This window comes from Pseudomonas sp. Z003-0.4C(8344-21) (assembly GCF_900104975.1).
Taxonomy (GTDB): Bacteria; Pseudomonadota; Gammaproteobacteria; order Pseudomonadales; family Pseudomonadaceae; genus Aquipseudomonas; species Aquipseudomonas granadensis.
Window position 1 is genome coordinate 912,493 of record NZ_LT629756.1, and the last position, 24,135, is coordinate 936,627.

A 24,135-nucleotide genomic window follows, 5' to 3' on the forward strand; every position below is an offset into this window, starting at 1 on the left:
CCACGGAAGCTACTCCCGATGACCCGTGCGCCGGTGTACCGGCTCTCCCCTGTTTTGGATGGCCTGCGCTTAAGGATAGTTGGGAATTCGAGAGGTAAAGGCGAGATACGTAATTAGTTGTGGCAGACCGTTCGTCTGCCTCGCGCAGGCCCGCGGAAGCCGGGGGCTGCGCGTGACAAAAAAAATTATTCGTCGCTGCCTTGCGCAGTTTCCGAAGGATAAGTCGTACGCCACAGTTCAAAGCCGCCGTCCATGCTGTAGACGTCGGAGAAGCCCTGGCCCACCAGATAGGCGGCTGCGCCCTGGCTGGAATTGCCGTGATAGCAGACCACGACAGTCGGCGCATCGAGGTCGGCACCCTGAATGAAAGCGTGCAGAGAATGGTTGTCCAGATGCTTCGCACCCCTGATGTGCAGGGCGGCAAAAGTCGCCGGGTCGCGCACGTCGACCACGACGGCGCCTTTTTCGCGCAGTGCCTGGGCCTGCTCCGGGGGGATTCGTTTGAATTCGGTCATGGCTGTGTTCCTGTTGCTCAACTGATAACGCAGTCTAACGCGGTGCGCCGACTGGTGAAGTTTCGGGAATGGATGGTGCGACTGAAGGTGCGAGTCCGCCATGTTCATCGCATTTGCACGACAGGCGTTCACCGCTGTCGACGTTCATCAGGGTCAGGCTGCCACCCCAGACACAACCGGTGTCCAGCGCCGAGATACCCGGTTCGTGGATGTTGCCCTCCAGCGCCGCCCAATGGCCAAAGATGATGCGCAGGCCGCGGGTCTTGCGCTCCTTGTGCTGGAACCAAGGTTTATAGCCGGGCGGAGCAGCATCCAGACCTTCCTTGCTTTTGAGATCGAGTTTGCCTTCGGCGGTGCAGAAACGCATGCGCGTGAAATAGTTGGTGATGACCCGCAAGCGCTCGACGCCTTTGAGATCGCTGTCCCATTTCGCCGGATCGTTGCCATACATGCCGTCGAGAAAGGCCGGCAACATATTGTCATCGCGCAATGCCGTCTCGACTTCGGCGGCGCATTTCAGGGCGCGACGCAGCGACCATTGCGGTGGGATGCCGGCGTGAACCATGGCGACATCGCGACGCTCGTCGTAGTGCATGAGTTTTTGCTGGCGTACCCATTCGAGCAGTTCTGCGCAGTCCGGCGCTTCGATGATTTCCCGCAGGGTGTCGGATTTCTTCAGGCGCTCGATGTTTCTTGCGGCGGCGAGCAGATGCAGATCGTGATTGCCGAGTACGCAAACCAGCGACTCGCGCATGCCGTACAGAAAACGCAGGGTTTCCAGCGATTGCGGGCCACGGTTGACCAGATCACCCACCAGCCAGAGTCGATCGAGTTGCGGATCGAACGCCACTTGCTTGAGCAGGCATTTGAGCGGTTCGAGGCAGCCTTGCAGGTCGCCGACGGCATACGTCGTCATCAGTGCAGGGCTCCGGGCACGGCAAGGCGAAACGGTTTGATGACCGCGTCGAAATGTTTGCCATCGTCGGCGAGCATTTGATAGGTGCCCTGCATGGTGCCGACCTTGGTGGTCATCACGGTGCCGCTGGTGTAGACGTGATTCTTGCCTGCGTCGATCAACGGTTGCTGGCCGACGACGCCTTCACCGCGCACTTCTTCGACATGGCCATCACCGTCAGTAATCACCCAGTGCCGGGACAGAAGCTTGGCTGGAATCTGACCGTTGTTCTGCACAGTGATGGTGTAGGCGAAAGCGAAGCGGTCATTTTCGGGTTGCGATTGTTCTGCCAGATAGCGGGTGACGACGCTGACATCAACCTTATAACGGGAATCGGACATGCAGAAAGGCCTTAACGAAACGGAACGCGGGGCGTAGCTGATGGGGAATCAGTCTAGGCAAGTATCGGGCAGTAAACCAGAGTGGTGTGCTGCCCGATAGCGTTCATCGCCGGTCAGTCGGCGACAGGGGCGGCCGGAACTTGTACGGCGAGCTGGTCTGCCAGGCGTACGAACGCGGCCAGATCCAGTTGCTCGGGACGCAGGCTGCCATCGACGCCGGCGGCTTCGATTTCGGCATTGCTGAGCAGTTGCTTGAGCGTGTTGCGCAAGGTCTTGCGGCGCTGGTTGAACGCCTCGCGCACCACGCGTTCGAGCAGGCGATGATCCTTGGCCGGGTGCGGCAGTACTGCATGCGGCACCAGACGAACGATTGCCGAATCGACTTTCGGCGGCGGATTGAACGCGCCCGGGCCGACGTTGAACAGGTGTTCGACGCGGCAGTGGTACTGAACCATGATCGACAGACGACCCCAATCACCACCGCCAGGACCCGCGGCCAGACGCTCGACCACTTCTTTTTGCAGCATGAAGTGCATGTCGCGAATGATGCCGGCGTTATTCAGCAGGTGAAAAATCAGCGGCGTGGAAATGTTGTACGGCAGGTTGCCGACCACGCGCAGGCTGTTTGGCGCGGCGTTGAGCGTGTTGAAGTCGAATTTCAGTGCATCGCCCTGGTGCAGGTTGAAATTGCTTTTGCCGGCGAACTGCTGGTTAAGGATCGGGATCAGGTCCTTGTCCAGTTCCACCACATCGAGTTGCGCGCCGGAGGACAGCAGGCCGGCGGTCAGTGCGCCCTGGCCCGGGCCGATTTCCAGCAGACGGTCTTCGGCTTTGGCATGGATAGAGCGCAGGATACGGTCGATAACGCCGGCATCGTGCAGGAAGTTCTGGCCAAAGCGTTTGCGCGCCTTGTGTTGGTATTGCTCGGTCATAAACGGGTCTCGGCCATCTGGTAGGCGGTTTCCAGGGCGACTTGCAGGCTGCCGGTCTCGATCTTGCCGCTGCCGGCCAGATCAAGCGCGGTGCCGTGATCGACCGACGTGCGGATGATCGGCAGGCCCAGCGTCACGTTGACTGCAGCGCCGAAGCCTTTGTATTTCAGCACGGGCAGGCCCTGGTCGTGGTACATCGCCAGCACTGCGTCGCAGTGCTCCAGATACTTGGGGGTAAACAGAGTGTCGGCAGGCAGCGGGCCACGGAGGTCCATGCCCTCGCCGCGCAGGCGTTCCAATGTCGGTTCGATGATGTCGATTTCTTCACGGCCCAGATGACCACCTTCGCCGGCGTGCGGGTTGAGTCCGCACACCAGAATCCGTGGCTGGGCGATGCCGAATTTGTTTTGCAGGTCGGCATGCAGGATGCGCGTAACCCGCTCCAGCCGCTCCGGTGTGATCGCGTCGGCAATTTCGCGCAGGGGCAGGTGAGTGGTGACCAGTGCCACGCGCAAACCGCGGGTGGCGAGCATCATCACCACTTGCGCGGTGTGAGTCAGGTCAGCGAGAAATTCGGTGTGCCCGGAGAACGCGATACCTGAGTCGTTGATCACGCCCTTGTGCACGGGTGCGGTAATCATCCCGGCGAAGTCGCCGTTCAGGCAGCCGTTGCCGGCGCGGGTCAGGGTGTCGAGAACGAACGCCGCGTTGGCCGTGTCCAGTTGCCCGGCTACCACGGGGGCGCTCAGTGGCGTGTCCCAGACATACAGGCTGTTGGCGGGCGCCGGAGCGTCCGGCCAGTGATCAGGATTGACATCCAGCAGATCGACAGCCAGCCCCAGTTGCGCGGCCCGCTCGAGGAGCAGGTCGCGGCTGGTGATGGCGATCAGGGGGTGTGGCTGGGCTTGCGAGGCGAGCAGCAGGCAAAGGTCGGGACCGATGCCGGCTGGCTCGCCGGGTGTCAGCGCGAAACGCCGGGGTTTCACTGCGCTGCCTGGTCTGCACCAGGAAGTTTGATCTCTACGTACGCTTCGTCACGGATCTGACGCAGCCAGGTTTGCAGCTCTTCGTCGTATTTGCGGTTACGCAGGACGGTCAGGGCTTGCTGCTCGCGAGCCTGTTCGGTGCTGTCGGTGGCGCGACGGCCAAGAACTTCCAGAACATGCCAGCCGTATTGGGTCTGGAATGGCTTGGACAGCTGACCTTGCGGGGTCGTGGCCATCACTTCGCGGAATTCCGGTACCAGTGCGTTCGGATCGATCCAGTTCAGGTCGCCGCCGTTGAGCGCCGAGCCCGGGTCTTCGGAGTAGTTTTTCGCCAGCGTAGCGAAATCTTCCCCGGCAGTGATGCGCTCATACAGCGACTTCACCAGCGCCTCGGTCTTGGCTTCGTCGCGAATCGGGCTCGGTTTGACCAGAATGTGACGAACATGCACTTCGTCGCGCATCTGCGCTTCGCCGCCACGTTTGCCCAGCAATTTCAGGATGATGAAGCCGCCCGGCGTGCGTGCAGGTTGAGTGATGTCGCCAACGGCCATGCTGCTCAGCTCGCGATCGAACGGCGGTGGCAATTGCGCGGCTTTACGCCAGCCCATGTCGCCGCCTTCCAGTGCGTTGTCGCTGCCCGATTTCGCCACGGCCATCTGGCCGAAGTCGGCGCCTTGCTTGAGCTGCTGGTAAACCTCCATGGCCTGACGCGCGGCGCTCTGAATCGCTTCGGAGTTGGCGCTTTCCGGGGTCGGAATCAGGATGTTGGCCAGGTGCAGTTCTTCGGACAGTTGCATTTTGCCCAGGTCGGAGGCGAGAAAGTTCTTCACTTCCTGCTCGGAGACCTGAATGCGTTCTGCCACACGACGCTGACGCACGCGGCTGATGATCATCTCGCGTTTGATCTGGTCGCGGGCATCGTCGTAGGACAGGCCGTCGCGAGCCAGTGCAGCACGGAACTGATCAATGCTCATGTTGTTGCGCTGGGCAATGGTGCCGACCGCCTGGTTCAGCTCTTCGTCGGTGATGCGGATACCGGAGCGCTCGCCGATCTGCAGCTGCAGGTTTTCGACGATCAGACGTTCGAGCACCTGTTGATCCAGCACGCCCGGAGGCGGCAAGCCGCCGCCACGCTTGGCGATAGTCTGCTGCACTTCGTGGACACGCTGGTCCAGCTGGCTCTGCATGACCACGTCGTTGTCGACGATCGCTACCACTTTGTCGATGGACTGCACGGCGGCGTTGGCCGCCGTACCCAGGAACAGCGCGCCCAGCATCAGCGGGCGCAGACAATCAGAAAGCTTGGTCTTCACGTTCACGATAACCTTGAATGCCTTTGTCGAGGAAGCTCTCTACCTTGGCGCCGGTGAGGCCGCCGAGTCCCTTCAGAACAATTTGGAGGAAGACGCCATGGTCGCCTTTTTCGTTTTGCGGAGCTTCCTGACTGAACTCGTCGTAGGAAACCCAGTAACGGTTGATCAGACGCAATTTCCAGCAGCAGTTGTCGTACTCGAAACCGCCGAAGGCTTCCAGCGTACGGTTGCGGTTGTAGTCGTACTGCCAGCGGCTGATCGCGCTCCACTGCGGAACGATCGGCCAGATGACCGAGAAGTCATGCTGCTGGATCTTGTAGTAGTCCTTCACGTAGCCAGGCTGCCCCGGGGTGCCGTAGTCGCCGCCACCGACCGACCATTTACCGGTGTTCTGGTCATAGCGAACCTGGTCGTTGCGATAGCGATAGCCAAGGTTGACGACCTTGTTCGGGTTGTCTTCAGGCTGATAGTGGAACATCGCACTGCCGGAACGCGGGCTGCGGCTGTCCGGATCCCAGTTGTAGTCGGCCGTGGTGCGCCAGTCACGGTTCCAGCGGTATTCGTACTCCAGAGCGTATGGCGAGACGTCGGATTTGGCGTCGTCACGATCGTTGAATGCGATGCCTGGCAGTTGAACCTTGCGATCCTTGAAGTACAACGCCTGACCGACACTGATGCGCTGGCGCTCGAAACCGTTGTCTTCAATCCAGCGACTGGTCACGCCCAGCGACAACTTGTTCTCGTCGCCGACACGGTCGGAACCGGAGAAGCGATTGTCGCGGAACAGCGAGGCGTAGTTGAAGGTGTATTCACTGGTGTCGAATACCGGAATGTCCTCCTGATCCACCTCGGGTACATAGAGGTAGAACAGACGTGGTTCAAGGGTTTGACGGTAATTCTTGCCGAAGTACGAAGTGTTGCGGTCGAAGTACAGGCCACCATCGATGCTGGCGATTGGTACGCCGCGGTTCTGGTTGCTGTCGAATTCACCGTTGAGCTTCTTCTGCTCGGCGGTCATCACATCGATCTGCGATTTGCCGGTGTTGTCCAGATCAAGCTGGTACTGCGTGTATTGGTACTTGAGCGACGGCTTGAGGAAGCCATACGTCCAGTTCATCGGCAGGCTGACGCCCGGTTTCAGATTCAGACGGTCGCCGTTGGCGCGGGCCAGACCTTGAATATTGTTGTCCAGGCGCGACTCGGTGGTGACGCCGTCTTCCTGAACAAACGTGCCGCTGCGCAAGTCACGGTCGAAACGAACCAGCTCGGTTTCGTAATCGAAGTTCAAGCCTTCCGGGTGGTACGGCAGTTGACCGTTGAAGGTGATCTGCGGCAAACGACCGTAAGGCGTGATGTTCGAAACAGTCGCCAGTTGGTACTGCTGGGCATTCAGGCGCGCAGTGTAGTTGTCGCCACGATAGGTGACGGAACCCTGCTGGTTGACGTAATCGTCGCTCTTGACGCCGATCTGATCGGTCTGCAGATCCTGGAAATAATACGGATCGCTGATCTTGGTGTAGTCAACCTGGGTGAGCACACGGGAGTCGAGACCGCCCTTGTGCTGCCAGTTGTACATGTAGCGCGTCTCGTTGTAATCGGACTGGCGCTTGCGATCGTCGTTCTCGTCGTTGAGATACGACGCACCGAACTGACCTTCACTCGACTTGGTCAGGTAACGGAACTCGCCTTCCACCAGCATGCCGCGCTTGCTCATGTAGCGCGGGTACAACGTGGCATCGTAGTTCGGTGCCAGGTTGAAGTAGTACGGCGTGACCAGCATGAAGCCGGTATCGCTGCCGCTGCCGATGGTCGGCGGCAGGAAGCCCGACTGACGACGATCGTCGATCGGGAAGTAGATGTACGGCGTGTACAGGATCGGGATGTCCTTGACGCGCAACGTCACGTTGGTCGCGGTACCGAAACCGGTTGCCGGGTTCAGCGTGATGTTGTTGCCCTTGAGCTGCCATGCGTTGCTGTTCGGTTCGCACGTGGTGTACGTGCCGTCCTTCAAGCGAATGATCGCGTTCTCGGCACGCTTGGCGTACAGCGCGTTGCCGCGGATGCGTGATTTGTGCATCACGTATTCGGCGTTGTCGACCTTGGCTTCACCGGTGTCGAGCTGCACATCGGCGTGGTCGCCGACGATCAGCGCGCCGTTGTCGCGAATGCGTACGTCGCCATTGAGTTCGGCGCGGCTCTCGGCCTGATACAGGCTGGCCTCGTCGGACTCGACCTGCATGCTGCCCTGACGCAGGACGACATCACCGGCCAGCGTACCGACTTGATCATCGGTGTTATAGCGCGAGGCTTTTGCGCCGATAAAGGTCGGAGCGTCGCTTTTGTTCGTCTTGTCATTCATGCCAGGACGAGTCGGCTCGATGTAGGCGCCGGAGCAGTAAGGCCCGGTCTCGGCCAGTTGAGCGGCGGTGAGTTTCTCGCGCGGAACCCAGTCGAGGTGACTGTAGTCTTCGCTACGGGATTTCAGACCGCGGCCCTTGGCTTCAGTGACGAGCGCGGTTTTCGGGCCGGTGTCGGCTGTCGAACCGTTCTCGCTCGGCGCATCGCCGGTGGCGCTGACGGCACTGCCGTCATGCACCGGGCGCGGCGGCAACGCAGCGGCCGGTGATTTGGGCGCACAGTCCCAACCACCCGTAGCCGAGACGGAGCAGTCATACTGCTCGGCGGCAACAACGAATTGACTGGCCAGAGGTTGCATAGCCAGCAGACTGCCGGTTACCAACAACGGAAATTTTTTACGAAACGCGGGGGATTTCAATGCCATCTTATTAGTCCGGGCTTCCTGCGTGCCATCTGCCCGCGGTGTGGGCCGCACGCCTCTCGATGGTCTGAAAAAGATGCTGGATAATAAAGCATGACCCGCTTGACGGCTAGCGCCGTCGGAGACCCTTGCAATGCCTGACCAAGATGTACGCTTGCAACACCTGAAAGTTTGGCTCGATGAGCAGTTGGCAAATCTGTTTGCACAGCAAGGCTGGGGCACCGTGCCCCCGGCCACGTTGACCGCGGCCAGCAGCGACGCGAGTTTTCGCCGCTACTTTCGCTGGGAAGGTGGGGATCGCAGCTTCGTCGTGATGGACGCGCCGCCGCCTCAGGAAAACTGCAAACCGTTCGTGGATATCGCCTTTTTGCTGGCGAAATCCGCAATCAACGTGCCGAAAATTTATGCCGAAGACCTCGAGCTCGGCTTTCTTTTGCTCAATGACCTGGGCAACCAGACCTATCTCGACGTGATCAACGGCGAAAATGCCGACGCTTTGTTCGACGATGCGCTGCAAGCCTTGCTGGCCTTTCAGCAATTGCCGATGGTTGCGCCGCTGCCCAGCTACGACGTGGCGTTGCTGCGCCGTGAGCTGGAATTGTTCCCCGAGTGGTATGTGAAGCGCGAACTGGGTGTCGAGTTCGATGCGGCTCAACATCAGCAATGGCAGCACATCAGCGATCTACTGATCGACAGCGCCCTGGCCCAGCCGAAGGTGCTGGTACACCGCGACTACATGCCGCGCAACCTGATGCTCAGCGAGCCCAACCCCGGTGTGCTGGATTTCCAGGATGCGGTCTACGGCCCGGTGACCTATGACGTTACTTGCCTGTTCAAGGACGCCTTCCTCAGCTGGCCTGAAGAACGCGTGCACGGATGGCTGAAAAAATACTGGCAGCAAGCCCAGGCGCTGAATATCCCGGTGCAGACCGACTTTGAGGATTTCCTGCGCGCCAGCGACCTGATGGGCGTGCAGCGCCATCTGAAAGTCATCGGTATTTTCGCGCGCATCTGCCACCGCGACGGCAAGCCACGCTATCTGGCGGACGTGCCGCGCTTCTTCTCTTATATAGAAGCGGTGATTGCCCGTCGTCCTGAACTGGCGGAGCTGCAGGCGCTGTTCAGCAGCTTGCGCGCTGGAGCGACGGCATGAAGGCAATGATTCTGGCGGCAGGCAAAGGCGAGCGCATGCGTCCGTTGACCCTGACCACGCCAAAACCGCTGGTACGTGCCGGCGGCGTGCCTTTGATCGAATATCACCTGCGCGCCCTCGCCGCGGCTGGCTTCAACCAGATTGTGATCAACCACGCCTGGCTTGGACAGCAGATCGAAGACCACTTGGGAGACGGCTCGCGGTTCGGCCTGAGCATCCAGTACTCGCCGGAAGGCGAACCACTGGAAACCGGCGGCGGGATTTTCCGTGCTTTGCCGTTGCTGGGTGACGATGCGTTTCTGGTGGTCAATGGCGACATCTGGACCGACTACGACTTCAGCGTCCTGCATCAACCGATCGCCGGACTGGCGCATCTGGTGCTGGCGGACAATCCGGCGCATCACCCCAACGGTGATTTTTCCCTGGTCGACGGCAAGGTGCAGGACGGCCAGCCGGATTTGCCGACGCTGACTTACAGCGGCATCGCCGTACTCCATCCGCAACTGTTCGACGGCTGTAGCGACGGCGCCTTCAAGCTTGCGCCGCTACTGCGCAAAGCCATGGCGGCCGGCGAGGTCAGCGGCGAGCGTTTGAAAGGGCACTGGGTGGATGTCGGTACACACGAGCGTCTGGCCGAAGCTGAAACCTTGATAAAAGCGAGTCGCTGATATGTTGTGGCCAGGGACTCTGATTGGAGCCGGAGTGGGTTTTGCAATCGCCAGCATTCCGGGGGCCATGCTTGGGGCGTTGTTGGGGCAAGCGCTGGATCGGCGCCTGAATCTGCAGAGCTGGGGGCATTTGCGGGAAAAGCTCGGCGGCCGGCCGATGTTGCGCAACGACGAGCTGTTGTTCGTGCTGCTCGGGCGGCTGGCCAAGAGCGACGGTCGGGTGACGGACGGGCATATCCAGCAGGCGCGCAAGGAAATGCGCGCGCTGGAAATGAGCGAGCCGGCCACGCGTCGAGCCATTGCTGCGTTCAACCGTGGCAAGTCGGGCAGCGACAATCTGCGCGGTTATCTGCGCCGTCTGAGCGCGCAGCCGCATGCCACCGAAGGTGTGTTGCGCGCCTGCTGGCGGATGGTCTGGGCCGATGGTCGCGCCGGTGTCAGTGAACGTGAGCTGCTGGCACAGTGGGGCAAGTGGCTGGGCTGGACGCCGCAGCAGGTACAGGCGCTGGCCAGTGATTACGAGCCGGGCAAGCGGCCGATCGTCAGCGCGGCGGTGAGTTATCAGGAAGCGATGAAGCTGCTCGGCGTCTCGGCGAGCAGCGAACCGGCGCAGATCAAGCGCGCTTATCGGCGCCTGCTCAGTCGCCATCATCCGGACAAGATCGCCGGCAGCGGGGCGTCAGCGGCGCAGGTGCGCGAGGCGACCGAGCGTACTCGCGAATTGCACAATGCCTACACGTTGATTCGTGAGCGGCGAGATTTTCGCTAGTCGTTGGATGTGTGTTGTCTGAACTGACCCCATCGCGAGCAGGCTCACTCCTACAAATGATTGCGTTCCAACTGATGGACCTCGATCAACTGTAGGAGTGAGCCTGCTCGCGATGGGCGCTACTCGGTCTACCGGTCAGTCCGGGTTTTGCGGGTTCAACCACCCCCGCACCCGACGCAACAGCTGCTCCTCCTCGGCCTTTTTGTCCGGCAATGCCTTGAGCGCGACCTGGCTGAACGCCGACGTCTTCAGACGTTTGCTCGCCTGCATGCGCTCCAGCGCTGCGTTGCGATCCAGCGGCTTGTCCATGTAGAAAATATCCGCCGTCGGCAGCTTCAGCGTCGGCGTCAGCTCGGCCAGTGGCGGCTTGGCCTTGGCCGGCGCCTGCGCATCAACCATGACGAATTTCTCCACCTGCGCCGTTTGTTTCTCGCTCAGATAGCGCGCCGCCCAGTAGGCGCCGGTGCCGTGGCCGAGCACGACGATGCTGCGCGCGCTCTGCTGTTCGGCGTAGGCAATCGCCGCGTCGATGCGTGCGAAGATTCGTTCGGCGTCAGCCCGGGATTGTTCCTCGGTGGTTTCGGCGACGACCTGATCGGCGACTTCGGCTTCGCCACCAGCAGCCTGCTCGATCGGCTGCGCGGTGGTTGAATCCTTGCTGCCGGACTCAGGCGCTTTCGGCGCTGCGGCGGGCTCGATGACCCGCGGTGCGATGGCATCGCTTTGCAGGTCGGGCAGGGTGATACTCAGGCTGCTCCACTGGGCGTTCGGCAGTTTGCGCCGCAACGGGCCGATTGCCTGCGGCCAGTCTGCGGTTTCGCCGGCGCCAGGAATGATGATCACCGCGCCTTTGGGTTCGGCCGTGTTGGCCGGTTTCCACAGCGCCAGGAAGGTTTCGCTGCCAGCCTGCAATTGTTGCTGCTCTTGCGCCGGCAGAAGACGTTCCAGTGCAGCAGCTTCTTCCTGACTACGCTCAAGCAAGGGCTGGCGTTCGACCGGTTTCTCTTCGGCGGGTTTTTCTGCCGTGGCGGCAGGCGCCGGATCGGCGGCTTCGACGGAAAACGCACAAGGCAGGATCAGCGACAGGCACAATGCTGGCATTGCCAGGCGATAAACAAAGGGCATCGGTTATTCCAGGCCAGAAAGTATCCCGGCAGCCTAATGGGTTGGTCAGAATTTGTCAGTGTATGAGACTTCAATGAAGCGATTTTGCTGCCTGTGGGTTATCGGCTGTTTGTGGTTTCCCTTGATGGGCTGGGCCGCGCCTGCGCCGCCTGCACACCTTGCGCAATTGTCGGCGAGCCAGCAGCAATGGCTGGCGCAGCACAATGAGCTGCGCGTCGGTCTGGTCTTGCAAGCGCCGTACGCGACGTACGATCGCCGTTTGCAGCGGCTGTCGGGCGCGAATGTCGAGCTGATGAAGTTGTTGGCCAAAGCGCTGAATATCGAATTGAGCTGGCGCAACTTTCAGGACCTCGGTCAGTTGGAAAACGCCTTGCGCGACGGCGAAATCGATATCGCCCCGGGTCTCAGCCAGACTCCCGGCGCATTGCGCCTGTGGCAATTTTCCGATCCGTACATGCGCGTGCCGCAACTGGTGGTCAGCGACCAGAAGGGCGCCGGCGTGGTCGATCTGGAAAAAATCGACAGCCAGACCCGCGTCGCGGTGCGCATGCCGAGCACCACTGCCGATTACCTGCGCAGCAACTATCCGCACCTGAACCTGCAAGGCGTGCCGCTCGAGCGTCAGGCGTTGCAGTTGCTGTTGAGCCAGCAAGCCGCCTACGCCGTGGTCGATGAAGCCCAATTGGGGCGCTTGTCGGTCGAACCGGAGTTCGCCGAGCTGGTGGTGGTTGGCGATATCGGTCTGCCGCAGCTGCTGCGAGTGGCATCGCGCCGTGATTGGCCGGAACTGGCCGGCATCGTCCAGAGTGCGTTGCGCGCGATTCCGGCCAAGGATCTGGAACAGCTGCACAACCAGTGGCTGCAACCCAAATATCCACGGTTGTCGGAATCGCCGGGGTTCTGGCAGAACCTCAGCCTGTTGTTTGCGGTGATGCTGCTCAGTTGTGCCGCCATCGTTTTCTGGCAGCGGCGCCAACAGCACAGCCTGGAACAGCGCCTGCTTGCCGCGCGTGAAGACATCGCCCTGCGTGCCGCCAGTGAAGAGGCCTTGCGTCTGACGCAGTTTTCCATCGATCAAAGCACCGTCGGCATCCTCTGGGTCAACTGGGACAGCCATGTGCGCTACGCCAATCGCGCGGCCGAAAGCATGCTCGGTTATCCCGCCGGTGGCTTGATCGAACGCCCGTTGATCGACTTTGAACCGGGCCTGCACATGGATCGCTGGCTCAACCTGTGGAAACGCGCGCGGACCAGTGAAGAGGGGCCGCTGAGTTTCGAAACCAGTTGTGTGCGTGCCGACGGCAGTGTTCTGCCGGCGGACGTGTCGCTGAGTTTTCTGCGTTTTCGCGACAGTGAATACCTGGTGGTCTACCTCACCGACGTGACTGAACGGCGTCGCGCCCTGGCGGCGTTGCAGGAAAGTGAAGCGCGCCTGCAGGGCATCGCTGCCAACGTGCCGGGGCTGGTGTTCCGTCTGGAGCGGGCGCCGGTCACCGGGCAGATCGATTTCGCCTACATCAGCGAAGGCAGTGAAAGTCTGGTCGGTTACGCCCCGGCCGTCATCGCCCATCGCGACATGGGCCTGCGCGGTCTGGTGCACCCGGACGACAAGGCCAGTTATCACTGCACTCAGGATCAGGCGCTCGACAGTGACAGCGACTGGTCGTGGCAGGGGCGTATCCTCACGCGTCAGGGCGAGCAGCGCTGGGCCGAGATCAAGGCGATCACCCGGCAACTGGAGGACGGCGCGTACGTCTGGGATGGCATTGTCTGGGACATCAGCGAGAGCAAGCGCATCGAGCTGGAACTGGCTGCTTCGCGCGAACAGCTGCGTGAATTGTCGGCGCACCTTGAAAGCGTGCGCGAAGAAGAGAAGGCGCGGATCGCCCGCGAAGTCCATGATGAGCTGGGGCAGATGCTCACGGTGCTGAAACTGGAAACCTCGATGTGCGAACTGGCTTATGCGCAACTCGATCCCGGTCTGCATGAGCGGTTGAACAGCATGAAGCGCCTGATCGCCCAGTTGTTTCAACTGGTGCGGGATGTGGCGACGGCGCTGCGGCCACCGATTCTCGATGCCGGGATTGCTTCGGCGATCGAATGGCAGGCGCGGCGGTTCGAGGCGCGTACGCAGATTCCATGTCTGGTGCAGGTGCCGGACAATCTGCCGGCGCTCAGCGATGCCAAAGCGGTGGGGCTGTTCCGGATTTTGCAGGAGGCCCTGACCAACGTCATGCGCCATGCCCAGGCGCACACGGTGGAACTGACGCTGGCGCTGGAGGGCGATGAATTGTGTCTGACGGTCAGCGATGATGGCGCAGGATTTATCGCCGCTACCGGTCGGCCGACTTCGTTTGGTCTGGTCGGCATGCGCGAGCGGGTGCTGATCATGGGCGGGCAGTTGACGCTTGAGAGTGAGCCGGGGGAGGGCACCAGTCTGGTGGTGCGGGTGCCGGTGGGTGAGGTTTGAAGATTTGTAGTATTTGGGCTGACGTTATCGCGAGCAGGCTCGCTCCCACAGGGATTGGTGTGTACCTGAAATCTGGAGAGAAGAATTGATCCGTGTACTGGTAGCCGAAGACCACACCATCGTCCGCGAGGGCATCAAGCAGTTGATTGGCCTGGCCAAGGACCTGCAAGTGGTCGGCGAGGCGAGCAATGGTGAGCAATTGCTGGAAACCCTGCGCCATGTGCCGTGCGAAGTGGTGCTGCTGGATATCTCCATGCCCGGGGTCAATGGCCTCGAGGCGATTCCGCGTATTCGCGCGTTGAACAATCCGCCGGCGATTCTGGTGTTGTCGATGCACGACGAAGCGCAGATGGCCGCCCGTGCATTGAAAGTCGGCGCGGCCGGCTATGCAACCAAGGACAGTGATCCGGCACTGCTGCTCACGGCGATCCGCAAAGTTGCCGCGGGCGGGCGTTACATCGACCCCGAGCTGGCCGACCGCATGGTGTTCGAAGTCGGCCTGACCGATGCGCGGCCGCTGCATTCGTTGTTGTCCGAGCGCGAATTCTCGGTGTTCGAACGCCTGGCCCAGGGCGCCAACGTCAACGACATCGCCCAGCAACTGGCGCTCAGCAGCAAGACCATCAGCACGCACAAGGCGCGCCTGATGCAAAAGCTCAACATCACCTCGCTGGCCGAACTGGTGAAGTATGCGATGGAGCACAAGCTGCTCTGAGCCCACCAAAAAATCCTGTGGGAGCTGGCTTGCCAGCGATGAGGCAATGTCAGTCACATCAATGTCGATTGACCCACCGCTATCGCTGGCAAGCCAGCTCCCACAGGATTCTTTGTTCAATTTTCGATTCTAGGCGTATCTGTTAGCGACAAACGCTTTTGCTTGTTCTTGCAGCTTGCAGCTCAACCCTCGCCACTGCTTTATCCATTAGCGCCATCCTTGTAGGGCAATCCCTACCCCCAACCTTCCATCCGGCTTAAGCCATTCTCTCCTGCGCCCCGATTTGCGCGGCTGTCAGCAGCCACTAGGCTTGACTCACAAGCAGTCATCAATAACAAAGGTGCGGGTATGAGCCAGGTCGATTCAAACGCAGGGGCCAGTGATGTGCTGGTCAGCTTTCGTGGAGTGCAGAAGAGCTACGATGGCGAGAACCTGATCGTCAAAGACCTCAACCTGGACATTCGCAAAGGCGAATTTCTCACCCTGCTCGGGCCGTCCGGTTCCGGCAAGACCACCAGCCTGATGATGCTCGCCGGTTTTGAAACGCCAACCGCCGGCGAAATCCTGCTGGCCGGGCGCTCGATCAACAACGTGCCGCCGCACAAGCGCGACATCGGCATGGTATTTCAGAATTACGCGCTGTTCCCGCACATGACCGTCGCGGAAAACCTCGCCTTCCCGCTGACCGTGCGTGGCTTGAACAAAAGCGACGTCGGCGAGCGGGTGAAGAAAGTCCTCAGCATGGTCCAGCTCGACGCGTTCGCTTCGCGCTATCCGGCGCAGTTGTCCGGTGGTCAGCAACAGCGTGTGGCGTTGGCCCGCGCCTTGGTGTTCGAACCGCAACTGGTGCTGATGGACGAACCGTTGGGCGCCCTCGACAAGCAATTGCGCGAACACATGCAGATGGAAATCAAGCACCTGCACCAGCGCCTCGGCGTGACTGTGGTCTACGTGACCCACGATCAGGGCGAAGCGCTGACCATGTCTGACCGTGTCGCCGTGTTCCATCAGGGCGAAATCCAGCAGATCGCTCCGCCACGTACGCTTTATGAAGAGCCGAAAAACACCTTCGTCGCCAACTTCATCGGCGAGAACAACCGCCTCAACGGTCGCCTGCTCAGTCAGAGCGGCGAGCGTTGTGTGGTCGAGCTGGGTCGCGGCGAGAAGGTCGAGGCGCTGGCGGTCAACGTCGGCCAGACCGGCGAGCCGGTGACCCTGTCGATCCGTCCGGAGCGGGTCAGCCTCAACGGTTCCAGTGATCAATGCGTCAACCGCTTCTCAGGGAGGGTGGCGGAATTCATCTATCTGGGCGACCACGTCCGGGTGCGCCTGGAAGTCTGCGGCAAGACCGACTTCTTCGTGAAACAACCGATTGCCGAGCTCGATCCAGCGCTCAGCGTCGGCGACGTGGTTCCGCTTGGCTGGCAGGTCGAGCACGTTCGCGCGCTCGATCCTCTTTCAGAGGCGCATTAAGCGCCCCGGCAATACCAACACCAACCCTGCACGTGGAGAGAACAATAAATGTTGAGATCCCTGAAGTTCACCGCCCTGACCCTGGGCCTGATGGGTGCGACCGGCGCGATGGCCGCCGGCCCGGATTTGACCGTGGTGTCGTTTGGCGGGGCGAACAAGGCGGCGCAAGTCAAAGCCTTCTATGCACCGTGGGAAGCGGCGGGCAACGGCAAGATCGTCGCCGGTGAGTACAACGGCGAAATGGCCAAGGTCAAAGCCATGGTCGACACCAAGAGCGTGTCGTGGGATCTGGTCGAAGTGGAGTCGCCAGAGCTGTCCCGTGGCTGCGACGAAGACATGTTCGAGCAACTTGACCCGGCGCTGTTCGGCAAGACCGAAGACTACGTCAAAGGCGCGATTCAGCCATGCGGCGTGGGCTTCTTCGTTTGGTCGACCGTACTGGCGTACAACGCCGACAAGCTGAAAACCGCACCCACAAGCTGGGCGGATTTCTGGGACACGAAGAAATTCCCCGGCAAGCGTGGCCTGCGCAAAGGCGCCAAGTACACCCTCGAATTCGCCTTGATGGCCGACGGCGTGGCGCCGAAAGACGTCTACAAAGAGCTGGCGAGCAAGGGCGGTCAGGACCGCGCGTTCAAGAAACTCGACGAGCTGAAACCGAGCATTCAATGGTGGGAAGCCGGCGCACAACCGCCGCAGTACCTCGCGTCCGGTGACGTGGTGATGAGCTCGGCCTACAACGGTCGCATCGCTGCGGTGCAGAAAGAATCCAACCTGAAAGTGGTGTGGAACGGCGGCATCTACGACTTCGACGCCTGGGCCATCCCGAAAGGCCTGGACGCCAAGCGTGCCGAAGCGGCGAAGAAATTCATCGCCTACTCGGTGCAGCCGCAGCAGCAGAAGACCTACTCGGAAAACATTGCCTACGGCCCGGCCAACACTCAAGCCGTACCGCTGCTGGCCAAGGACGTCCTGAAAGACATGCCGACCACTCCGGAAAACATCGCCAACCAGGTGCAGATCGACGTCAGCTTCTGGGCTGACAACGGCGAGCAACTGGAACAGCGCTTCAATTCCTGGGCTGCCAAGTAAGCAGGGGCCAGTGGGGTGGGCTTGCCTGCCCCCTGTGGGAGCGAGCCTGCTCGCGAAAGCGCCAGTACAGCCAGCATCCATGTTGAATGTGCTGGCCTCTTCGCGAGCAGGCTCGCTCCCACAGTTAGCGGTGTTTCAACACAACAGAGGTGGCTCGCCACCTCTGTAACGATCAAAGATTTGCGGAGTACGTCATGGCCATCGCCGTTCCCCTGAACGAGGGCGCCAGCCCCACCTTGAAGCAGAAGCTCAAGCGCGCCGAGCGGGTCAACCGCTGGAAAGCCCAGGCGCTGATTGCGCCGCTGGTGCTGTTTCTGTTGCTGGTGTTTCTGGTGCCGATCGTGGCGCTGCTCTACAAAAGCGTCGGCAACCCCGAAGTGGTCGGCGGCATGCCGCGCACTGTCACTGCCATCGCGAGTTGGGACGGCCGCGGCCTGCCTGCCGAACCGGTGTACAAAGCTGCCAGCGAAGACCTCGCCGAGGCGCGCAAAAACCAGACGCTGGGCGACCTGTCCAAGCGCTTGAACATGGAGTTGGCCGGCTATCGCAGCCTGCTGACCAAAACCGCCCGGGCGCTGCCATTCGCCAGCGAACCGGCCTCGTATAAAGAAGCCCTCGAAGGCCTCGATGAGCGTTGGGGCGACCCGGCCTACTGGCAAGCGGTCAAACGCAACACCAGCAGCATCACTCCGTATTACCTGCTGGCGGCAGTCGACCATCGCATCGACGACCTCGGCGAACTGGCCCCGGCGACCCCGGATCAGGCAATCTACCTCGACATCTTTGCTCGCACTTTCTGGATGGGCCTGGTCATTACGGTGATCTGCCTGCTGCTCGCTTATCCATTGGCCTATCTGCTGGCGAATCTGCCTTCGCGGCAAAGCAACCTGCTGATGATTCTGGTGCTGCTGCCGTTCTGGACCTCGATCCTGGTGCGGGTCGCGGCGTGGATCGTGCTCCTGCAATCGGGCGGCTTGATCAACAGTGCGCTGCTGGCAATGGGCATCATCGACAAGCCGCTGGAACTGGTGTTCAACCGCACCGGCGTGTACATCTCGATGGTGCACATTCTGCTGCCGTTCATGATTTTGCCGATCTACAGCGTGATGAAAGGCATCTCGCCGACCTATATGCGCGCGGCGATTTCCCTCGGTTGTCACCCGTTCGCCAGTTTCTGGCGGGTGTACTTCCCGCAGACCTACGCGGGTGTCGGCGCCGGCTGCCTGTTGGTGTTCATTCTCGCCATCGGCTACTACATCACCCCGGCGCTGCTCGGCAGCCCGAATGATCAAATGGTCAGCTACTTCGTCGCGTTCTACACCAACACCAGCATCAACTGGGGCATGGCCACCGCGCTCGGCGGGCTGCTCTTGCTGGCGACCGTGGTGCTTTATCTGATCTACAGCTGGCTGGTCGGCGCCAGTCGCCTGCGCTTGAGCTAAGGGGAATTCGAAATGCTCAGTCCTTACATGTCGCCCATCGAACGGGTGTGGTTCTACAGCCTGCGGATCCTCTGCGGCCTGATCCTGTTGTTCCTGATCCTGCCGGTGCTGGTGATCGTGCCGCTGTCGTTCAATTCGGGCAGTTTCCTGGTCTACCCGCTGCAAGGCTTTTCATTGCAGTGGTACCACGACTTTTTCGCCTCGGCAGAGTGGATGCGCGCACTGAAGAACAGCATCATCGTCGCCCCGGCCGCGACGGTGCTGGCGATGATCTTCGGTACGCTGGCAGCGATCGGCCTGACCCGTGGCGACTTCCCCGGCAAGTCGCTGGTGATGGCCTTGGTGATTTCGCCGATGGTGGTGCCAGTGGTGATCATCGGCGTGGCGAGTTACCTGTTTTTCGCGCCGCTGGGGCTGGGCAACAGCTTCTTCTCGCTGATCGTTGTGCACGCGGTGCTCGGCGTGCCGTTCGTGATCATCACGGTGTCGGCGACCCTGCAGGGCTTCAATCACAATCTGGTGCGGGCGGCCGCGAGTCTCGGTGCTTCGCCACTGACCGCATTTCGCCGGGTGACCTTGCCGCTGATTGCGCCGGGGGTGATTTCCGGGGCACTGTTTGCCTTTGCGACGTCGTTTGATGAGGTGGTGGTGACGCTGTTTCTCGCCGGGCCCGAGCAGGCGACCTTGCCACGGCAGATGTTCAGCGGGATTCGCGAGAATCTCAGCCCGACGATTGCGGCGGCGGCGACGTTGCTGATTGCTTTCTCGGTGATCCTGCTGCTGACGCTGGAATGGTTGCGCGGGCGTAGCGAGAAGTTGCGCACCGCCCAGGTCTGACGCTGATCGTGCACGTCGGCGTACCTCTAACATCCACCGCGGTCAGTCCCCTCTCCCTCCGGGAGAGGGTTAGGGTGAGGGGCTCTTGATCTTGCCCTTATCCAGCATTCACCAACTGAATAGCAGACAACCCCAAATCCCCAGCTAATCTTGTGCCCAGCTCCCCTGACTATAAGAGGCTGCGCCCAATGAATCTGTCCCAGTTCAAAATCGCTCACAAACTGATCACCGGTGCCGCAGCCATCGAACAACTGGCCGCCGAACTCACCCGCCTCGATGTTGATAACCCACTGATCGTGACCGACGCCGCGCTGGTCCAGTCCGGCACCGTGGAGCTTGCGCTGGCGCAACTCGGCGGGCGTGACTACGAGCTCTTCGACCGCGTACTGCCCGATCCGGAAATTGCCATTGTCGAAGACTGCATGCGCGCCTATCGCGAAGGCGGGCATGACGGCTTAATCGGACTCGGTGGCGGCAGTGCCATCGACATCGCCAAGAGTGTTGCCGCCTACGCCGGTTACCACGGTGCGCTGGAAGATCTGTTCGGCGTCGACCAGGTGCCGCGCAAAGGCCCGCCGCTGATCGCCATCCCGACCACCGCCGGCACCGGTTCCGAGGTGACCAACGTGGCGATTCTTTCCGACAAGGTCGCGCAACTGAAGAAAGGCATCGTCAGCGACTATCTGTTACCGGACGTGGCGCTGGTCAGCCCGCAGATGACCCTGACCTGCCCGCGCAGCGTCACTGCCGCCAGCGGTGTCGATGCGCTGGTGCATGCCATCGAATCCTATTTGTCGGTGAATGCCTCGCCGATCACCGACTCCCTGGCCATCGGCGCCATCAAACTGATCGCCAGCGCCTTGCCCAAGGCCTACGCCAACGGCGCCAACCTGCAAGCCCGCGAAGACATGGCCACCGCCAGCCTCATGGCCGGCATGGCGTTCGGCAATGCCGGGGTCGGCGCGGTGCATGCGCTGGCGTATCCACTGGGCGGGCGCTTCAACATCGCGCACGGCGTGAGCAACGCCTTGCTGCTGCCGTATGTGATGACCTGGAACAAGATGGCCTGCGTCGAACGGATGCAGGATATCGCCGAAGCCATGGGGCTGAAGACTGCGCATCTGAGTGCGGCCGAAGCGGCGGACAAAGCCGTGCAGGCGATGGCCGACTTGTGCGCGGCGGTGGAAATCCCGGCCGGGTTGCGCAGTTTCGGCGTGCCGGAAGAGGCGATACCGGCGATGGCCGTGGAGGCCGCCGGGATCGAACGGCTGATGCGCAACAACCCGCGCAAGCTCAGCGCCGCGGACATCGAGAAGATCTACCGCGCGGCCTACTGAGTCACTGCCGAACCGGCGGCATGGCACAACCCAATCATCGCGGTCACGGTGCGTGCGCACAAACTTGAGGTATACAATGCGCGCCATCGTGATTTAGCTCAGCACAGGTGCGTCATGCAGCCCTTCGTAATTGCTCCGTCGATCCTCTCCGCCGACTTCGCCCGCCTCGGCGAGGAAGTGGACAACGTTCTCGCCGCCGGCGCCGACTTCGTCCACTTCGACGTCATGGACAACCACTACGTGCCGAACCTGACCATCGGCCCGATGGTCTGCGCGGCGTTGCGCAAGTACGGCGTGACCGCGCCGATCGACGCACACCTGATGGTCAGCCCGGTGGATCGCATCGTCGGTGACTTTATCGAGGCCGGCGCCACCTACATCACCTTCCACCCCGAAGCCACGCTGCACGTCGATCGCTCGCTGCAACTGATCCGCGAAGGCGGCTGCAAATCCGGTCTGGTGTTCAACCCGGCGACCCCGCTGGACGTGCTCAAGTACGTGATCGACAAGGTCGACATGGTCCTGCTGATGAGCGTCAACCCAGGCTTCGGCGGGCAGAAGTTCATTCCCGGTACCCTCGACAAATTGCGCGAAGCGCGGGCGATCATCGATGCCTCCGGGCGTGATATCCGTCTGGAAATCGACGGTGGCGTCAACGTCAACAACATCCGTGAAATCGCCGCGGCTGGCGCCGACACCTTTGTTGCCGGCTCGGCGATCTTCAATGCACCGAACTATCAGGAAGTCATCGACAAGATGCGCTCCGAACTGGCGCTGGCCCGCCCATGAGCGGGTTCGAGCAGCTGTTCCCGGGGAAACTGCCACGGCTGGTGATGTTCGATCTGGATGGCACGCTGATCGATTCGGTTCCCGACCTGGCAGCGGCGGTGGACAACATGCTGCTCACCCTCGGTCGCGAGCCTGCGGGCATCGACGCGGTACGGCAGTGGGTCGGCAACGGCGCGCCGGTGCTGGTGCGTCGGGCGCTGGCCGGCGGTATCGATCATTCGGCGGTGGACAATGCCGAGGCCGAACGCGCGCTGGAAATTTTCATGCAGGCCTACGGCGCCAGCCATGAGCTGACCGTGGTCTATCCCGGTGTGCGCGACACCTTGAAATGGCTGCACAAGCAAGGCGTGGTTATGGCGCTGATCACCAACAAGCCGGAGCGCTTCGTCGCGCCGCTGCTGGATCAGATGAAGATCGGTCGCTATTTCAAATGGATCATTGGCGGCGATACCTTGCCGCAGCAGAAGCCCGATCCAGCGGCGCTGTTCTTCGTGATGAAAATGGCCAATATTCCGGCCTCGCAATCGTTGTTCGTCGGCGACTCGCGCAGCGATGTGCTGGCGGCGAAAGCGGCGGGGGTCAAGTGTGTCGCGCTGAGTTACGGCTATAACCATGGCCGGCCGATCGCCGAAGAATCGCCAGCACTGGTGATCGACAATCTGCGCGAGCTAATTCCCGGTTGCCTCGGTACGGCCGCTGAGATAACGTTGCCCGACGCTGCTCAATCCCGTTCTGGAAACGCCATCGTGGTGGTCACTCGCAAACTCTGGATGAAAGTCATCAAGGCCCTGGCCCGCTGGCGTTGGCGCGCCTGACTTGTTCCTGGCCGGCCTGCCGGCGCGTTTGCATACCTGACCGATTGCCCCTCACACCACGAGGCACCTCATGATCCGCGAAGAATTCCTGCGCTTGGCCGCTGACGGCTACAACCGCATTCCGCTGGCCTGCGAAACCCTGGCCGACTTCGACACACCGCTGTCGATCTACCTGAAACTGGCCGACCAGCCCAATACCTACCTGCTCGAATCAGTGCAGGGCGGCGAGAAATGGGGCCGTTACTCGATGATCGGCCTGCCGTGCCGCACCGTTCTGCGTGTGCACGACCATCATGTCAGCATCACCGTTGATGGCGTCGAGACCGAAAGCCATGACGTTGAAGATCCATTGGCCTTCGTCGAAACCTTCAAGGCGCGCTACAACGTGCCGACCATTGCCGGCCTGCCGCGTTTCAACGGTGGTCTGGTCGGTTACTTCGGTTACGACTGCGTGCGTTATGTCGAAAAACGTCTGGGCAAATGCCCGAATCCTGATCCGCTGGGCGTGCCGGACATTCTGCTGATGGTTTCCGATGCCGTTGTGGTGTTCGACAACCTCGCCAGCAAGATGCATGCGATCGTGCTGGCCGACCCGGCGCAGGCCGATGCCTTCGAACAAGGTCAAGCGCGTCTGCAGGAGTTGCTCGAGCAACTGCGCCAGCCGATCACCCCGCGTCGTGGCCTGGACTTCAGCAAGCAGCAGTCAGCCGATCCGCTATTCCGCTCGAGCTTCACCCAGAACGATTACGAAAAAGCCGTCGACACCATCAAGGAATACATCCTCGCCGGCGACTGCATGCAAGTGGTGCCGTCGCAGCGTATGTCGATCGACTTCAAGGCTGCGCCGATCGATCTGTACCGCGCGCTGCGTTGCTTCAACCCGACGCCGTACATGTACTTCTTCAATTTCGGCGACTTCCATGTCGTCGGCAGTTCGCCGGAAGTGCTGGTGCGCGTTGAAGACAATTTGATCACCGTGCGCCCGATCGCCGGCACCCGCCCTCGCGGCGCCAGCGAAGAAGCCGATGTGGCGCTGGAGCAGGATCTGCTCTCCGACGACAAGGAAATCGCCGAGCACCTGATGCTGATCGATCTGGGCCGCAACGATACCGGGCGAGTCTCAGAGATCGGTTCGGTGAAACTCACCGAGAAAATGGTCATCGAGCGTTATTCCAACGTGATGCACATCGTTTCCAACGTCACCGGCCAGTTGAAAGCCGGGCTGACTGCGATGGATGCGCTGCGGGCGATTCTGCCGGCGGGCACCTTGTCGGGCGCGCCGAAGATCCGCGCAATGGAAATCATCGACGAACTCGAGCCGGTCAAGCGTGGTGTGTACGGCGGCGCGGTCGGTTACTTCGCCTGGAACGGCAACATGGACACCGCGATCGCGATTCGCACCGCAGTGATCAAGAACGGCGAACTGCACGTGCAGGCCGGTGGCGGCATCGTCGCCGACTCGGTGCCGGCGCTGGAATGGGAAGAAACCCTGAACAAACGCCGCGCAATGTTCCGCGCCGTGGCGCTGGCCGAGCAAACCCCGGACTGACATAGCTCCCCTGTAGGCCTTCGCCTGCTCGCGATAGCGGAATAACATTCAACACATCAGTTGACTGAACCACCGCTATC

21 protein-coding genes are annotated in these 24,135 nt (G+C 61.1%); 13 read left to right on the forward strand and 8 right to left on the reverse strand.

Going from position 1 to position 24,135, the window contains the following annotated elements; genetic code table 11:
* Positions 1–185: 185 nt before the first annotated feature.
* The 7 genes from glpE to BLU24_RS04225 all read right to left on the reverse strand — a co-directional run bounded on the left by glpE (position 186) and on the right by BLU24_RS04225 (position 7,824).
* Positions 186–515, reverse strand: coding sequence for a thiosulfate sulfurtransferase GlpE (glpE, locus tag BLU24_RS04195; RefSeq protein ID WP_093097789.1), 330 nt, complete (start codon positions 513–515; stop codon positions 186–188).
* A 34-nt stretch (positions 516–549) separates the two neighbouring features.
* Entirely contained in the window at positions 550–1,431 is an 882-nt protein-coding gene (locus tag BLU24_RS04200; RefSeq protein WP_093097791.1) for a symmetrical bis(5'-nucleosyl)-tetraphosphatase, read from the reverse strand.
* Positions 1,431–1,811 carry a Co2+/Mg2+ efflux protein ApaG gene (gene apaG / locus BLU24_RS04205; RefSeq protein WP_093097793.1) on the reverse strand — a complete coding sequence of 127 codons (381 nt, stop codon included), beginning with the start codon at positions 1,809–1,811 and terminating at the stop codon, positions 1,431–1,433. Before apaG ends, BLU24_RS04200 begins: the two co-directional genes overlap by 1 nt.
* Before the next feature lie 113 nt (positions 1,812–1,924).
* On the reverse strand, positions 1,925–2,743 hold the full coding sequence (gene rsmA, locus BLU24_RS04210; RefSeq protein WP_090286845.1) for a 16S rRNA (adenine(1518)-N(6)/adenine(1519)-N(6))-dimethyltransferase RsmA: 819 nt from the start codon (positions 2,741–2,743) through the stop codon (positions 1,925–1,927).
* Positions 2,740–3,729, reverse strand: a complete 990-nt coding sequence (gene pdxA / locus BLU24_RS04215; RefSeq protein ID WP_093097795.1) for a 4-hydroxythreonine-4-phosphate dehydrogenase PdxA — start codon at positions 3,727–3,729, stop codon at positions 2,740–2,742. The genes rsmA and pdxA overlap by 4 nt, the downstream gene beginning before the upstream one ends.
* On the reverse strand, positions 3,726–5,048 hold the full coding sequence (surA, locus tag BLU24_RS04220; RefSeq protein ID WP_172833236.1) for a peptidylprolyl isomerase SurA: 1,323 nt from the start codon (positions 5,046–5,048) through the stop codon (positions 3,726–3,728). Before surA ends, pdxA begins: the two co-directional genes overlap by 4 nt.
* Positions 5,023–7,824 carry an LPS-assembly protein LptD gene (locus BLU24_RS04225; protein ID WP_090286841.1) on the reverse strand — a complete coding sequence of 934 codons (2,802 nt, stop codon included), beginning with the start codon at positions 7,822–7,824 and terminating at the stop codon, positions 5,023–5,025. The genes surA and BLU24_RS04225 overlap by 26 nt, the downstream gene beginning before the upstream one ends.
* A gap of 130 nt (positions 7,825–7,954) precedes the next feature.
* Between BLU24_RS04225 and BLU24_RS04230 the strand changes: the two genes are divergently transcribed.
* From BLU24_RS04230 to BLU24_RS04240, 3 genes are read left to right on the forward strand one after another with little or no spacing between them, the layout of a single operon-like run.
* On the forward strand, positions 7,955–8,974 hold the full coding sequence (locus BLU24_RS04230; protein WP_093097797.1) for an aminoglycoside phosphotransferase family protein: 1,020 nt from the start codon (positions 7,955–7,957) through the stop codon (positions 8,972–8,974).
* The gene (gene murU / locus BLU24_RS04235; protein ID WP_093097799.1) at positions 8,971–9,642 is read left to right on the forward strand and encodes an N-acetylmuramate alpha-1-phosphate uridylyltransferase MurU; all 672 of its coding nucleotides are present in this window, start codon (positions 8,971–8,973) and stop codon (positions 9,640–9,642) included. Before BLU24_RS04230 ends, murU begins: the two co-directional genes overlap by 4 nt.
* Before the next feature lies 1 nt (position 9,643).
* Positions 9,644–10,411 carry a TerB family tellurite resistance protein gene (locus BLU24_RS04240; protein WP_093097801.1) on the forward strand — a complete coding sequence of 256 codons (768 nt, stop codon included), beginning with the start codon at positions 9,644–9,646 and terminating at the stop codon, positions 10,409–10,411.
* Between the two features lie 135 nt (positions 10,412–10,546).
* On the opposite strand, the gene BLU24_RS04245 is transcribed toward BLU24_RS04240, so the two are convergent.
* Complete coding sequence (locus BLU24_RS04245; protein ID WP_093097803.1) at positions 10,547–11,536, reverse strand: alpha/beta hydrolase family protein; 990 nt, start codon at positions 11,534–11,536, stop codon at positions 10,547–10,549.
* Positions 11,537–11,609: 73 nt separating this feature from the next.
* Between BLU24_RS04245 and BLU24_RS04250 the strand changes: the two genes are divergently transcribed.
* From BLU24_RS04250 to trpE, 10 genes are all read left to right on the forward strand, one after another.
* The gene (locus BLU24_RS04250) at positions 11,610–14,006 is read left to right on the forward strand and encodes a PAS domain-containing sensor histidine kinase (RefSeq protein WP_093097805.1); all 2,397 of its coding nucleotides are present in this window, start codon (positions 11,610–11,612) and stop codon (positions 14,004–14,006) included.
* An 85-nt stretch (positions 14,007–14,091) separates the two neighbouring features.
* Entirely contained in the window at positions 14,092–14,721 is a 630-nt protein-coding gene (locus BLU24_RS04255; RefSeq protein ID WP_090286829.1) for a response regulator, read from the forward strand.
* Positions 14,722–15,069: 348 nt separating this feature from the next.
* Complete coding sequence (locus BLU24_RS04260) at positions 15,070–16,194, forward strand: ABC transporter ATP-binding protein (RefSeq protein WP_090286827.1); 1,125 nt, start codon at positions 15,070–15,072, stop codon at positions 16,192–16,194.
* 48 nt (positions 16,195–16,242) lie between these two features.
* Positions 16,243–17,286 carry an ABC transporter substrate-binding protein gene (locus tag BLU24_RS04265; protein WP_090286825.1) on the forward strand — a complete coding sequence of 348 codons (1,044 nt, stop codon included), beginning with the start codon at positions 16,243–16,245 and terminating at the stop codon, positions 17,284–17,286.
* 194 nt (positions 17,287–17,480) lie between these two features.
* A complete protein-coding gene (locus tag BLU24_RS04270; RefSeq protein WP_090286823.1) occupies positions 17,481–18,728 on the forward strand; it encodes an ABC transporter permease in 1,248 nt (415 codons plus the stop codon).
* A 12-nt stretch (positions 18,729–18,740) separates the two neighbouring features.
* On the forward strand, positions 18,741–19,565 hold the full coding sequence (locus BLU24_RS04275) for an ABC transporter permease (RefSeq protein WP_093097808.1): 825 nt from the start codon (positions 18,741–18,743) through the stop codon (positions 19,563–19,565).
* A gap of 188 nt (positions 19,566–19,753) precedes the next feature.
* The gene (locus BLU24_RS04280) at positions 19,754–20,902 is read left to right on the forward strand and encodes an iron-containing alcohol dehydrogenase (RefSeq protein ID WP_093097810.1); all 1,149 of its coding nucleotides are present in this window, start codon (positions 19,754–19,756) and stop codon (positions 20,900–20,902) included.
* A 114-nt stretch (positions 20,903–21,016) separates the two neighbouring features.
* Entirely contained in the window at positions 21,017–21,691 is a 675-nt protein-coding gene (gene rpe, locus BLU24_RS04285) for a ribulose-phosphate 3-epimerase (protein WP_007918813.1), read from the forward strand.
* Positions 21,688–22,506, forward strand: coding sequence for a phosphoglycolate phosphatase (locus BLU24_RS04290; RefSeq protein WP_093097813.1), 819 nt, complete (start codon positions 21,688–21,690; stop codon positions 22,504–22,506). The genes rpe and BLU24_RS04290 overlap by 4 nt, the downstream gene beginning before the upstream one ends.
* 70 nt (positions 22,507–22,576) lie before the next feature.
* Positions 22,577–24,055, forward strand: coding sequence for an anthranilate synthase component I (gene trpE, locus BLU24_RS04295; protein ID WP_093097815.1), 1,479 nt, complete (start codon positions 22,577–22,579; stop codon positions 24,053–24,055).
* The last annotated feature ends 80 nt before the right edge of the window (positions 24,056–24,135 follow it).